The organism is Mycobacterium sp. DBP42 (genome assembly GCF_005924235.1).
Lineage (GTDB): Bacteria > Actinomycetota > Actinomycetes > Mycobacteriales > Mycobacteriaceae > Mycobacterium > Mycobacterium syngnathidarum.
In genome coordinates this window covers 108,773-122,887 of sequence record NZ_VCMY01000005.1, presented here as the reverse complement: position 1 = coordinate 122,887, position 14,115 = coordinate 108,773, and the positions used below count along the sequence as shown (strand labels likewise).

Here is a 14,115-nt window from a genome sequence, read left to right as displayed (position 1 = left end):
TCCACCAGACCGGGGGCCTGCCGCTCAAGTCCCGTAAGGAGATCCAATGCAGCTCGTTTCTCGGTCCTACCTGGCCGCAGGTGTGGCACTCGTCGGCGCCGGCGCCATCGCCGTCAGCCCGCTGGCACCGCCCGCTCCGGATGTACACCTGCCCGCGATCGACGCCTCATCGGCCGCGGTAAACCTCACCGCCGCAGCCAATCCCCTGCAACTGTGGGCCGACGTGATCGGGACCGCCTTCGAGAACGTGGGCGGCTTGGGCGAGCAGGTGGCAGCCGACCCGGCGCCGATCCTGAGGCAGGTGATCGCCAACCAACTGCACAGCGCGAACGTCCTGGGTACCGCGACCCAGGGACTCATCGAGGGCATGCAAGACGCCCTCGACCCCGAAAACTTCATGAGCTTCCAGGCGGCCGTCCAGGGTGGCCTCGATCTGATCGCCGCCGGGGACCTCCAAAACGGGTTCGCCGCGCTGGCCACCAGTCCCCTCATGCTGGGGCTTCCGCTGCTCAGCTTCGTGGGCAACCAGTGGGCACCCGGAGCCTGGTCGGTGATCGCTCAGCCGTTCACCAACCTGGCGAGCCTGGTGACGAAACTGCCCGAGGGCGCACCGGCACTGCTGCTCAACGGCATCCTGACCCCGCTGACCGCAACCGCGGTAGCCAACGGGTACGTGCTCGAGAACCTGGCCGCTGCCGCGACGGCCGGCGATGCTGCCGAGTTCGTCGGGACCTTGGTGAATGCTCCGGCCACGATCACCGGTGCCCTGCTCAACGGATTCGAGATCGACAACGGCGACGGCATGCCACCTACGGTGTTCACCGGGCTGTTGAGCGCGCGGGACGGGTTCTACCCGGGAGGCACCATCTCGACGCTTCTGGACACGGTCTCCCAGATCGCCGACTCGCTGGCCACCCCCGGCGCCGACCGAGGCAACCTGTTCGGCAACCTGCCGGCCCTCGACGCTGCCTCGGAGACGGTGGCGGTGCAGTCGGCACTCGCCCCAGCAGCCAAGACTGTGACGCTCGACGTCGCGCCGGACAAGGAGAGCAGCTCGACACCTGCTGCTTCACAGGCCATTTCGGTGGCCCACGAGCCCGCGGCGGCAGATGAGCCCGCGGCGGCGGTGGAATACGCGGTGGCGGTGGAAGACGCGGTGTCAGAGGACACTCCTTCCGCCGACGCCGACGCCAAGGCCGACAGCGACAGCACCCCCAAGGCCGCCACCAAGCTGTCGACCAAGGCATCACCGAAAGCCACCCAGGGGCTGTCAAAGGCCAATTCCGCCAAAGCCGTCCGCACTCAGGTCAAGTCAGCGGTCAAGAAGCTGACCGGCGGCCTGAAGAAGGACAAGCCCGCCACCCAGAAGAAGGCCGAGAAGAAGGCCGAGAAGAAGACCTCGAACGGCTCGGCCAAGAGCTCCGACAAGTAACCCATCGCACCCCGCCAGGCCCTCTCCATCGATGCGATGGAGAGGGCCTGCGGCTTCTTTGGAAGTTCTCAGCCTGCACTCAGTTCCGCGGCCCGAAGGGTTCGCGTGCCACCGTGTTGCGCCAATGTGGCAACCTACGACATTTGGTTGCCATCACAACGACACAGCAACTTCTGGACAACGCACCGTCGCGAGTCGTTCGCGGTCACACGCCACACCCGATGCGGCCGGACCGAGGTCGACGCGTGGCACCCGCGGGGAGCCTTCCGGTGCAAAACATCCCGCTTGCCCGAGCACCCATGTTCACCCGTGTTTCCCCGAGCGCGTGCCCATCGAGCGAACAATCGGCCTTCAGCGCCGACGCCTCGCGGGCCGGCGAGGCGCTCCCCGCATTGGGTTGCAGAAAAATATCGAAGCACACCTAACTACCCTGCATTACCAGCTAGTTCACTTTGCTCACAACCTCATTAGCCGTGTGCCGAGCATTGAATGCAACTTTTCAAAAACGGAAATTTGTAAAGTTACCCTCAGGTAGCTTCAGCCTCGTCGGGGATCGGATTGATCTAGAGGAGAAGCAATGCAAGTCGCAGGCCATCCCTATCTCGCCGCTGGTGTCGCGTTGGTCGGCGCCAGCGCAATCGCGATAAGTCCGGTCGCGCCGCCGATGCCGGACATCACGGTTCCAGCGGTCTCTTCGGCTGAGGTGAGCCTGTCGGCAGCAACCGATCCGATCCAGGCCTACATGCAGCTCTTCACCAACACCGTCACCAATGTGTCGACGCTGATCGGTGACGAGTTGGCCGACCCCGCTCCGATCCTGCGGCAGGTGATCGACAACCAGATCGCCACCGCAGTCTCGCTCGGGTCGGCACTGCAGGATTCCGCGGTGGCACTCGGCAACGCACTCGACCCGTCGAATCCTTACAGCATCCCGTCCTTGTTGCAGTCGGCGCTTTCAGACCTCCTCAGCGGCGACATCAACGGTGCGGTTGCCAATGCCTGGAGCGCATTCCTCACCCCGGTCGTAGGAGTCGGCCTGCCCCTGCTGGAACCGATCACAGCTGCCATCCGGCAGCCGATACAAAACGTGCTCAATGTCGTGGACACCCAACTGGCCGTGGTGATGCCGCTGCTCGGGGCGCTCAACGTCGCATATCGGACGATCACTGTCGCAGGCAACGTCGGCCAGGAGATCCTCGACTCTGCCACCGCAGGTGATCCGCTCGGCGCCGTCAGCACGATGTTCAGTAGCCCCGCCGTCATCGCGGACGCGTTCCTCAACGGTGACGAGCTCGGCGGCGGTGTGTTCGGTCCCAACCTCGGCCTGCTGGGTACCCTGCGGCAGGCGCGCGAGATGATCGCTGCGGCAATCAGTCCGCCCGCAACCGAGGCAGCAGTCTCGGCAACGGACACCACGTCGAGATCGCCAGCCAAAGTCGTGACGCTCGACGTCGCGCCCACCGCCGAGAAGGCACTGCCTGCACCGGCAGCGGTGCACGAAAGCGCCGAAAGCGCAGAAACGGCGCCTGCGCCGGCAGCGGCGGCGCAGGCGGCGGATGAGGACGTACCTTCCAAAGCCACCGCCCCGGTGGTGAGGGACAGCCTCAAGGCAGAGCCCGGTAAGACCCTGTCCACCAAGCGGTCCGCTTCGGCCAAGCAGGTCCGCGAGGACGTTCAGGGAGCGGTCAAGAGCGTCACCGACGGACTGAAGAAGGCCGCAGCGGGTCTCGGTGGCAAGAGCACCAAGGCCGGAAAGCACGCCAAGTCCAGCGGCGGCTCGTCCTCGTCAGGCTCGAGCAGCTCAAGCGGCGCAGCCTGATTCACCGCCAAGCAGTGGGCCTCCTCGCACGAGGGGGCCCACTGTCTGCCTACCTGCCCTTGGTCCAGCTGCCCGCGTCGCCGACGATGCCGACGGGAACCGCACCGGTCAAGCTGACGTTCTGAACGCTGGGCCCGGCCGCGACGATCGTGGTGTCCTGCAAGATCGGCAGCACCGTGGCCATGTTCCAAAGTTTGGGCTCGACCGCCTGGATCACCTCGGCGATGTTCTGTGAACCATCCAGTGCCGCATCGATTTTCGACTGGATGCTGTGGTCGCAGATGCCGGTGATGTTGCTGGGCGCCTGCACCAACTCACCCGAGTCGGGAGCCGGGATGGGCTGGGTCGAGGTTGCGGTGGTGGTCGGTGCGGGCGCGGCACTCGTCGTCGGCTTCGGCGACGGTGACGGTGACGTCGGGACACCGGGAACCGTCGTGGAGACAGCGGTCGCTTCCAGCGCGCGGCAGCCGTAGCGCGAGGCAAGGCTGGTGGCCAGGTCTCCCCCGGCCTGACGCCACCCGACGACGGCGTCGACACGGTTGTTGGTCAGCGCATCGCCGTAGAGCGCAACAGGGTCCAAAGCCAGCACCGAGGCGTCGATCCCGACATTCCGCAGTTGATCGGCCGCGGTGTTGGCCACCGCGACCGACGTCGGATCATTGGATGCCACACCCAGCACCAACAACAGCGGGTTGCCGTCTTTGGTGATGCGCTGCCTGCCGTTGTCGGGGGACGGAGGCGCACCCGGCGCGCCCGGCTCGGCCGCCGGTTCGATCACGTAGCCGGCACCGCGCAAGAGATCCAGGGCGGCCGCCCGCGACATGGCCGGCGGGGCCGTCGGCACATAGCCAGGGTCTGACGGAGAGCGAACCTGAGCCTGGGCCAGCGTCACCGTGTTGTCGTCGCCGGCACCCACCGATGCCAGCAGATCGACATCGATGAGACCCAGGATCGCCTTGCGCACCTGTGCCTGCTCCAAGGTGGGTTGTTGTCCCCGCAGGGTCAGCTGCATCACCCGAGGCGTCACGATCCGGGCGGTGCGAACATCGGGGATCGCACTCAACTGCGCGAAAGTGGCTGCGCCACCGTGCACCTGGGCGACTTGGGTGTCGCCGTTGCGAATGGAGTCGGCGAGTGCGGCCGGCGCGCCACCGCGCCGGAACAGCACCAGATCAGGTTTTGCCGGCGCACTCCAGTACCGGTCGTTGCGGGCGAGCAGGATCTCATCACGTTGCGGGTCAATGCTTTCCACCCGGAACTGCCCGCCGGTCACCGGCATAGCGCGGGCCAGGCCAGCGCCGAAGCCGCCGGGAATGTCCTTGACGATATGGGCCGGCAGGATGTCGTTGAACAGCTCCCGCCACGCCGGGTAGGGCTGCGAGAACGTCACCACCGCCTGCTTGCCGCCCTCGACCGATTGCACACCGGTGATCAGGTCATAGCCGCCCGGGTCCACAACGCCTGGCTGACTGACCATTTGTTGCCACAGATACCAGTAGTCATCGGCGGCGATGGGTGCGTTGTCGGTCCACTGCGCTTCCGGACGGATCTTGTAGGTGACCGTGAACGGGTTCTCACTGGTGACCTCGGCCGATTCGAGCAGCGTCGGATCGAGCTCCCAGCGCGAACCTGTCGGAGACTTCGGGTCGGGCACCGGGCGGAACGAGCTCGGCAGCACCATCGAGGCGACGGCCGCATTCACCGGAGACTGGTCCGACAGCAGGTGCGGGTTGAACCCTGGCCCGATCGAATCGATGGCCATGATGATCTGCGTCGCCTTGACCGGAGGCGGTGGCGTTGTCTCAGTGGTCTCGGTGCTCTGCGGGGCCGGTGGCGGGCTGACCGTACAACCGCTGAACAGAAGCACCGGCACCGAAACGAGCGCTCCGATCATCAGACGGGCGCGGCTCAGCGGTGTCGGCACGCTACTCAGGGTATCGAGCCTCTCCCGACGCCGGCGCTGCGCACCGGCACTGCGAATCAACCGCATTCCGGCGGCAAACGACATCGACTCTGCGTTCAGGACACCTGCTCCTCGCACCTTCGCGCCCTGGACGCATAGTCAAACCAAGAAAACGAAGAACTAGCCGCGAGCCTTGGCCCGGGCCTTCGCGCGTGCCCGCAATGAGGCCGTCAGCTCCACCTTGCGCACGCGCACGACCTCGGGGGTCACCTCCACGCACTCGTCCTCGGCGCAGAACTCCATGGCCTGCTCCAGGCCCAGATCCAGTGGCCGCGCCAAAGTCTCCATGACGTCAGCGGTCGACGACCGCATGTTGGTCAGCTTCTTCTCGCGGGTGATGTTGATGTCGAGATCCTCGGCGCGCGGGTTGATCCCGACGACCTGGCCCTCATACGTATCCTGGCCCGGCTCGACGAAGAACTGGCCACGGTCGGACAGCTGGATCATCGCGAACGGGGTGATCGAACCGGACCGGTCCGAAACCAGCGAGCCGGTGTGGCGGGCGCGGATCTCCCCGGCCCACGGCCGGTAGCCCTCGAACACCGCGTTGGCGATACCGGTGCCACGGGTCTCGGTCAGGAAGTCCGTGCGGAAGCCGATGAGGCCGCGGCTGGGCACCACGAAGTCCATCCGCACCCAACCGGCCGCGTGGTTGGTCATCTGCTCCATGCGGCCCTTGCGGTTGGCCATCAGCTGGGTGATGGCTCCGACGAACTCCTCGGGGCAGTCGATGGTCAGCTCTTCGAACGGCTCGTGCAGCTTGCCGTCGATGTTCTTGGTGACCACCTGCGGCTTGCCGACGGTCAGTTCGAAGCCCTCGCGGCGCATCTGCTCGACCAGGATGGCCAGCGCCAGCTCGCCGCGGCCCTGCACCTCCCAGGCGTCGGGGCGGCCGATGTCGACGACCCGGATCGACACGTTGCCGATCAACTCGGTGTCGAGGCGGTTCTTGACCATGCGGGCGGTCAGCTTGTGCCCGGACACCCGTCCCGCCAGCGGCGAGGTGTTGGTGCCGATGGTCACCGAGATGGCGGGCTCGTCGACGGTGATGCGCGGCAGCGCGTGCGCGTGCTCGGGGTCGGCCAGGGTGTCGCCGATCATGATCTCGGGGATACCCGCGACGGCGACGATGTCGCCGGCGACGGCCTCTTCTGTGGGGTTACGGTTGACGCCCTCGGTGGCCAACAGCTCGGTGATCTTGGCGTTGGTGATCACCGGCGCCCCGTCGACCTCACGCATCCAGGCGACCTGCTGCCCCTTCTTGAGCCGGCCGTTGTAGATACGGATCAGCGCGAGGCGGCCGAGGAAGGCCGACGCGTCGAGGTTGGTGACCAGCGCCTGCAGCGGCGCCTCCGGGTCACCGGAGGGCGGCGGGATGTGCTCCATCAGCACGTCGAACAACGGGTCCAGGTTCTCCCCGTCGGGGTTTTCGCCGTTGGCGGGCTGTGTGGTCGACGCGATGCCGGCCCGGCCCGAGGCGTACAGCGTGGGCAGATCCAGCGCCTTCTCGGCGGCCGCCTGCGCTTCCTCGTCGAGGTCGGAGGCAACGTCGAGCAGCAGGTCGTGGCTTTCCTCGACCACCTCGGCGATGCGGGCGTCGGGCCGGTCGGTCTTGTTGACCACCAGGATCACCGGAAGGTGCGCGGCCAGGGCCTTGCGCAGCACGAACCGGGTCTGCGGCAGCGGCCCCTCAGAGGCGTCGACCAGCAGCACCACACCGTCGACCATGGACAGGCCGCGCTCCACCTCACCACCGAAGTCGGCGTGACCTGGAGTGTCGATGACGTTGATCACCGTCATCGAGCCGTCCGCATGGTGCCGGTGCACCGCGGTGTTCTTGGCCAGGATGGTGATGCCCTTTTCCTTCTCAAGGTCACCGGAGTCCATCAGGCGCTCGACCGCGTCGTCGCCGCGGTGCGTCAAGGCACCGGACTGTCGCAGCATCGCGTCGACTAGGGTCGTCTTGCCGTGGTCGACGTGGGCGACGATGGCGACATTGCGAAAGCTCGGGCGTGAATCCACACCGACATTCTCGCAGGCACGCCGGTCGATCACGAAAACGAGAGAGCCCCGTCACGTTGAAGTCCGCGAAGATCGCCCGCCTGAAACCCAAGAAAAAGTGCTGCCGGAGCAAGCCGCGCTGCAAACGCTGCCCTCTGGTGCTGCACAAGGTCCGCAAGGCCGAACGCCACGGGGTGAGCGGCAAAGAACTGGACAAGGTCTTCAAACGGGCGAGGAAATCCTGACGTTCGGGCGTACCGTTTTAGGTATCCGTCACGTGCGATGGGCGTGCTTGGAGGTGCCAGGATGACGGTTTATGAAGCGCTCACGGTCGCTTTGATCATGGTGCTCGCTGCGGGGACCACGGTCGCGATCTATGTGGGCATGGCCAACTGGATCGGGGCCTGCTACATGGTCCGGTGCAGCGAATGCCACCACCTCACCTTCGCGTCGGCGAACCAGCCGCAGGCCTCCTGCGCGCACTGCCGCCACCCGATGCTGCTGCACCCGCTGTATGCGACGCAGCACCCGGGCCACGCCGTGCGGGTCGTCAACGACCGATTGCGCTACTGACACTGTCGAGACGTCACAAGACAGACGGAACGTTGTCGAAGGTGACGGTGTAGGTGGTGTCCGTGCCGGGTGTGACGATCGTGTGAGTCTGGGCTCCGCCGTCGGACCAGCTGACGAACACCAGTTGACCGTCCTCGACGAATTGCGGTGACGGCACGCCGAGGACTCGCTCCACGCCCACGACCGACGTCTCCGTATGCGAACCGGTGTAGGGCTTGCCGTCGATGGTGAAGACGGCGTCCGGGTCGCTCGCGGTGAACGTCTGCGTGACGGTGTTCGGGTAGACCATGGCCGAGGTGGTCGTCGACAGGCCCGTGCTGTCGGTGACGGTCAGCCTGACCTCGTACCAGGTGTCCGCCGAGTTGTGCGGGTCGGTTGGGACCGTGATACTGCCGGTCTTGCCGACGACGTTGCTGGTGACCGGATGGATGTGGTCGGCGTGATGGAACACCACGGTCCAGTTGTAGGCACTGTCAGGCAGTGTTTCATCCTGATCCAACGCCGCCCCGGTGAACGAAATGGTATCGCCGGCATTGTATTTCGTGTTGTCGAGCGGGGCGCCCAGCGGCGTGGTGATCGTCAGGTCGTGCGGCGCCGTACTGCCGACGGTGATCGACTGTGTGTCCTGGCCCGCCTTCTCCCCATCGCTGACGGTCAACGTCACGTTGTAGGTGCCGTTGGTGTCGTAGGTCTTGGTCGGGTTGGCCTGTGTCGAGGTCGTGCCGTCACCGAAATCCCAGTGATACGTGAGGGTGGTGTCCGGATCGGGGTCGCTGGAGCCCTGCGATGAGAAGTGCACCTCCAGAGGCGAATACCCGTCGCTCGGCGTCGCCGTCGCGACGGCGGTCGGTGCCCGGTTGCCGCCCGACGGCGCGATCATCGACAGCTCACCGGGATAGATGTTGAGTTGGTAGATGTTGCCGTCCGGCCCCTGTATGAGCCGCACCGGAGTGCCCGCCTGGCCATCGAAAGGCTGCTCGCTGACGTAGCTGGCGTAGTTCTCATCGAGGGTCAGCACCTTGATCCAGCCGAGCGTGTAGTCGGCGACGAAGACTTTGCCCCGGTACTCCTCGGGGAAGGTGTCACCGGTGTACACCAGGACAGAGGTGATCGACGCGGTTCCGGCGGGCGTGTTGTGGTCGTAGGAGTAGATCGGATTGACGTAGCCGCAGCCCACGCACACGCCTTCGGCCCCGGGCCAGCCGTAGTTGGCCCCCTTCGTCACGACGTTGAGCTCTTCCCAGGAGGTGTCCCCGACATCCCCGACGAGAAGCTGGCCGTTCGGTGCAACGTCGAACCGGAACGGGTTGCGCAGACCGTAGGCCCAGATCTCCTTGCGGGCACCCGGCGTGTTGTAGAAGGGATTGTCCGTCGGGATCGTTCCGTCCGGGTGGATCCGCATGATCTTGCCGTGGATGTTGGTGAGATCCTGCGCGTTGGTGCTGACCGAGTTGTCACCCTTGGCCCAGTAGATGTAATCGGCACTGTCGCCGGGATTGTCCTCGTAGTAGATCTCACCGCCGTGGTGGATCGGACCGGCCGTCTGGTCCGATGCGATCAGCACCTGCTCGGAGGCCAGGATGGCGGCTTGGTCACCGGACAGCGTGAAGCGCGACAGCACATCGGTGTCGTTGCCGTTGGTGTATGACACGTAGAGGTAGTGGTTTTCGGCAAAGTTCGGGTCTACTTCGATGCCGCCGATGCCGCTCTCGAAGTCGGTCTGGGTCGGCAGTACCACCAGTGTCGTCGTCCCCCGGCCCTCCTGGTAAAGCTTGATCGCGCCGCCCTTTTCGGCGATCAGGATGCCACCGTCGTCCGGGTTGTCCGGATCGTCGGGCAGGAACCGGAAATCCACCGGCTCCGACAGCCCCGAGACGATCACGGTGCGTTCGAGCTCCTCCGGCAGTCCCTGCGTGGGCTCCCCGCACGACTGGGTCACCTGCTGAAGAGTCAAGGCACCCCAGGCCGTGACCGCTTCGGTGACATCGGAAATCGGCGGGGAGGAAAGGATTTGGTCCGCCTGTCGGCGAACCCAACCGAGCACGGCCCACAACGCCGGCGAGTCCGGCGTCTCTCCAGGCGCGGACCCCGCCAGCAGGGGCGCGATGTACTTGTTGATCACCCCGCCGAGCTTCTGGGCGATGGGAGCCACCGTGGTGAAGACGTTGCAGAAGCAACCCCACGCCTTCTGCACCGGCTCGGGTGAATCCGGCCCTGGAAGTGGCAGCGGCGGGATGGTGATCGTCGCCTTTTCCTGTGACCGGGTTTGCAGAGTCGGCGACGACGCCGTGTCGAGCGCATCGATCTTGGCCCGTATGGCACCGAGAAATGTCGTCCGGTCGGTGAGTTCCGCCTGCCTCAACTGCGGCTCGAGTGTGCGGTTCTTCGAATCCAGCTCGCTGGTAGGCCGATTCAACGAACTCACCGTGTCGGTGTCGGGTACGACGGGCTCATCGGCCGGTGTCAGCTGCTGCGGCTTCGGCTCGACGACACCTGCCGGGCGATCGAGGAGGTCCGGCAATTCGGGCATTTCGGCATCGTCGACTTCTTCGGTCGCTTCGACGTCCTTGGGCGGGGTGTCCTTCGCGGCACCCGACGTGTGGGCCCCGCCCGAGCTCCGGATCACCACTCCGTCGCCGAATGTGACAATTGATTGCCTCGACCTGAACCTCTTCGACTTCAATGTCTTCGATGCCGGCTGTTTACCGGTCGGCCCGGGCTCGCCGGCGGGTGAGCTGGTCGAACCTGCCGGTTTCGGCTGGGGAGGCGCGGCCGGCCCCGGATCCGTCGTAGCGCTATTCGCTTCCGACGACGGCGATTCCGATGACGCCGTTGAGGCGGCCTCGTCGGCCCATGCCACCCCGACAGGAGAGGCCATCGCGGAGCCAAGTCCGAGAACGGCTGCCATGGCGCCTACTCGGGCAACGTGTCTGATCCCGGTGCCGACAGGCTGATTGCGCATGGGCCCCCCACGAATCCATCTCCCGTTCTCGAGCAATGGAGCGGGACGATCGTGCCCAAACTCTATGACTTACATATGAGCTTGGCGGGCCGAATCCTGAAACTCGCCAGTCGTGTTGTTGCCCTGGTAATGCGGCGTGGCATGGTCCCGGAGTACGCGCCCGGTGACCTTCTCGGTGCGGATCCGTACGAAGTGATCGCGACGCCCCTCGGCCCAAGGGTGCACGAACGTCCCGGCGATCTGCACCTGTTCGTCCACATCGGTGATCGGTTCGGCATGTCCGACAACGGTCACGCTCCAGCCCGTCCGCAGGTCAGCGTCAAGCTCATCGGCCTGAAACGCCACCACCTGATGTTCGATGGCCGCGGTCAGTTTGGGCCCGCCGGCCACCCGGATCACCACATCGTCATGCCACAACCGGAAGTTGACCGGCTGCACGGCCGGCAGGGCGTCCTCGGTGAACACCAATCGTCCGACGCGCACGCGCTCCAGAAGATCCAGGCACTGCCTGCGGGTGAGCACGCCGAGTTCTTGTCCCTTCATCGGTCAACCTCCCTGTACGAGTTGCAGAGTCCCCACCGGGGTGGAGCGCCAGTGGCCGACGCTGATGTCGACCAGACGAGCAACGGCACGGTCGATGCCGCGCGCCAGTTCATCCACGTCAGGAGCCGTGTCATAGTCGCCGATAACACCGAAGACCAGGCGGTCGGCGTAACTCATGATGGCGATACCGGTTCTCAGCTGCATCGCCAGCGGCGGAATCGGAAGCAGCCTGACGATGTCGCAGCCCATGAGGCGCAACCGTTTCCGCGGGCCGGGGACATTGGTGGCAACGGTGACGACGCCGCGTTGCGGCAACCGGGTCAGCGCCCGTACCGTCCACGCGGTGAGCGGGAAAGGAATCGCTTTCGCAGCCGAAACCAGGAAGTTGCCCGCCTCGCGCTGTCCACTGGCCTTGGCTCTCGACAGCCGGGAATGTACTGCGCGCAACTGCTGCACAGGATCGGCTTGGTCGACGGGAAGGTAGGGCAGCATCACGGAAACCCGATTGTCGGTGCGGTCATGCGCATCGTCGGCTCGCACCGAAACCGGGATCAGGGTGCGCAGCGCGTCCCTACTCGGCTTCTCACCCCGGCGGATCAGCGTGTTGCGAAAGCTGTCGGTGATTGCGGCGAGGGCGACGTCGTTGACGGTCACACCGAATTCCCGGCACACCGTGGCAACATCGTCGAGTGCCACCTCAGCCGTGGCGTAGCGCCGCATGCTCGTCACCGGTCCGGTCAACGAGCTGGCGGCCGCCGGACGCAGCAGGCCGGTGACGATGCCGAGTGCCCCACGGACGGCCTGAACGGTGGCCGCGGGTAGCCCGGTCGAGATGCGCCATGCGTCACCGAGCCAGCCGACCGGGCTGAACACCATTGATGCTTGCCGGGTGCGGCCTGAAGCGTTCATGGCGCCGTCGTCACACAGGCGGCTCAACAATCGCGTCGCCGCGATCCCATCGGCGATGCAGTGGTGGACCTTCAGCAGCAGAGCCCACCGGCCGCCTTCGAGGCCGTTGACGATCCAGCACTCCCACAGCGGCCTGTCTCGATCCAGGCGGCGTTCCATGATGTCGGCGGCCCACCGGTACAGCGCGCCATCGTCGCCGGGACAGGGTAGCGCCGCATACCGGATATGGTGCGCAGCATCGAAATTGGGGTCTTCGACCCACTGCGGTGCACCGAGGTCGAGCGGCTGGGTGTGAAGCAGTTGGTGCAGGCGGGGCGCGGTCAGCACCCGCTCGGACAGGGCGTCCGCGACGGCCTCGGGGCTCGGCATCGGCCCGTCCAACACAGCAATCGCGCCGATCGCCAAGCTCGCGTGCCGGTCGGAGTCCTCGGCTTCCAGAAACCCTGCATCCAGGGCGGTCAACTGCTCCATAAGGCAATCGTCCTCCTCCTGCCGCTGCGTGGGCAGGGCCAAAGGTCCCCTATTGCCCACGGCTCGAATCGCTCACCAGCCCCGCCGCTGCGGCCGTGATCCGACCAGCTCGCTGCGCTCGGCGACATCGCGGCTGCGGTACACCACATAGGGCCGGAACAGGTAGCCGATCGGCGCACTGAACACGTGCACCAGCCGGGTGAACGGCCACAGGCAGAACAGGACGAGCGCGATCATCACGTGGATGTGGAAGTACACCGGCGCCTGCGCCATCAGGTCGCCGCGGGGCTGCAGGATCCAGATCGACCGGAACCACGGCGACACGGTTTCGCGGTAGTCGTGCTCGGCGCCGCCGGGCGTGGCGCCGATGGCGGTACAGGCGAACCCGGCCACCATCGCGGCCACCAGCACCACGTACATGGTCTTGTCATTGACCGTGGTCGCCATGAAGACCGGTCCGGTGGCGCGGCGCCGGTAGATGAGCAGTGCGATGCCGACCAGGGCCGCGATGCCGGCGATGCCACCGAGGATCACCGCCTGCAGGTGATACACGTGGTCGCTCATCACCAGATCCATCCACGACTCGGGGATGAACAGGCCGATGACGTGTCCGATGAACACCACGAGCATGCCGAAATGGAACATCGGGCTGGCGATGCGCAGCAGCCGCGACTCGTAGAGTTGCGACGAGCGTGTGGTCCAGCCGAACTTGTCGTAGCGGTAGCGCCACCAGGTGCCGACGGCGACGATTGCCAGCGTCACGTAGGGCACCACGTCCCAGAAGATCTCCCAGTCCATCTCCCCGGCCTCCTTACGCCCTTCGCGGCGGCACTGTCAGTTGAAAGGGTTGCAAGCCAACAGATTCAGCCGGCGGGCCAGACATCATCAACCGCGACACATCGTCGACCGAAGCCAGGGCCGGCAGGGTTGCGTTCACGGCCGCAACGGCCGGCGCGTAGGGCGAGCGCCGCTCGGCCAAGGCTTCCGCCACCACGCCGATCGGCACCCGATACTTGGCGAGCAGTCGCCGGCCGGCGTCCGGGTCGACGGTGGCGGCGAACTCCAAGACCACCGGAAGATGGTCGGGCGCCTCGCCTTTCGGGATCGCGACGCCTGCGGCACGGTAGGTCTGGGTGAATTCGACCATGTCGGCGCCGCGGTTCCGGGTGTCCCCCGACGTCCAGTACGTCAGCAGCATGGTGCACCGCTTGTGCAGGTCGAAGGTGTCGACGTAGTCCTGCTGTAGCTCCATGGTGGGGCGCAGACTCAATCCGACAACGGTTTCGCCGAGCAGCGCCCTGGGTTCGCCGGTGACGTGGTCCAGCAGGCGTGCCGCGCTCTGCAGCCGGTCGGTATGGCCCTCGTCCGGGTAGGCGAGCATCAGCGACGCGGCCTGCCACACCAGACGGTGCTGCATCGTGTTGTCGCGGCGTCTGCGCATG

10 protein-coding genes are annotated in these 14,115 nt (G+C 65.9%); 3 read left to right on the top strand and 7 right to left on the bottom strand.

The window, feature by feature from the left end:
• Positions 1–46: 46 nt before the first annotated feature.
• Positions 47–1,432 carry a hypothetical protein gene (locus tag E0T84_RS08260; protein WP_070945543.1) on the top strand — a complete coding sequence of 462 codons (1,386 nt, stop codon included), beginning with the start codon at positions 47–49 and terminating at the stop codon, positions 1,430–1,432.
• Positions 1,433–2,009: 577 nt separating this feature from the next.
• A complete protein-coding gene (locus tag E0T84_RS08255) occupies positions 2,010–3,251 on the top strand; it encodes a hypothetical protein (RefSeq protein ID WP_070188528.1) in 1,242 nt (413 codons plus the stop codon).
• A 49-nt stretch (positions 3,252–3,300) separates the two neighbouring features.
• On the opposite strand, the gene E0T84_RS08250 is transcribed toward E0T84_RS08255, so the two are convergent.
• Positions 3,301–5,145 carry an ABC transporter family substrate-binding protein gene (locus E0T84_RS08250; protein ID WP_110765159.1) on the bottom strand — a complete coding sequence of 615 codons (1,845 nt, stop codon included), beginning with the start codon at positions 5,143–5,145 and terminating at the stop codon, positions 3,301–3,303.
• A 189-nt stretch (positions 5,146–5,334) separates the two neighbouring features.
• Positions 5,335–7,236, bottom strand: coding sequence for a translational GTPase TypA (typA, locus tag E0T84_RS08245; protein ID WP_070188538.1), 1,902 nt, complete (start codon positions 7,234–7,236; stop codon positions 5,335–5,337).
• Between the two features lie 285 nt (positions 7,237–7,521).
• Here typA and E0T84_RS08235 point away from each other — a divergent pair, with 285 nt between their 5' ends.
• A complete protein-coding gene (locus tag E0T84_RS08235) occupies positions 7,522–7,788 on the top strand; it encodes a hypothetical protein (protein WP_019343449.1) in 267 nt (88 codons plus the stop codon).
• A gap of 13 nt (positions 7,789–7,801) precedes the next feature.
• Here the strand turns inward: E0T84_RS08235 and E0T84_RS08230 are convergent, their stop codons facing one another.
• The 5 genes from E0T84_RS08230 to narJ all read right to left on the bottom strand — a co-directional run bounded on the left by E0T84_RS08230 (position 7,802) and on the right by narJ (position 14,114).
• Positions 7,802–10,414: a PQQ-dependent sugar dehydrogenase gene (locus E0T84_RS08230; RefSeq protein ID WP_278185122.1), complete on the bottom strand. Its 2,613-nt coding sequence runs from the start codon at positions 10,412–10,414 to the stop codon at positions 7,802–7,804.
• 405 nt (positions 10,415–10,819) lie between these two features.
• On the bottom strand, positions 10,820–11,293 hold the full coding sequence (locus E0T84_RS08225; protein WP_070188526.1) for a pyridoxamine 5'-phosphate oxidase family protein: 474 nt from the start codon (positions 11,291–11,293) through the stop codon (positions 10,820–10,822).
• Positions 11,294–11,296: 3 nt separating this feature from the next.
• Positions 11,297–12,673, bottom strand: coding sequence for a wax ester/triacylglycerol synthase family O-acyltransferase (locus tag E0T84_RS08220; protein WP_070945545.1), 1,377 nt, complete (start codon positions 12,671–12,673; stop codon positions 11,297–11,299).
• Between the two features lie 72 nt (positions 12,674–12,745).
• On the bottom strand, positions 12,746–13,471 hold the full coding sequence (gene narI, locus E0T84_RS08215; RefSeq protein WP_070188524.1) for a respiratory nitrate reductase subunit gamma: 726 nt from the start codon (positions 13,469–13,471) through the stop codon (positions 12,746–12,748).
• Between the two features lie 13 nt (positions 13,472–13,484).
• A complete protein-coding gene (narJ, locus tag E0T84_RS08210) occupies positions 13,485–14,114 on the bottom strand; it encodes a nitrate reductase molybdenum cofactor assembly chaperone (RefSeq protein WP_070945546.1) in 630 nt (209 codons plus the stop codon).
• Between the last annotated feature and the right edge of the window lies 1 nt (position 14,115).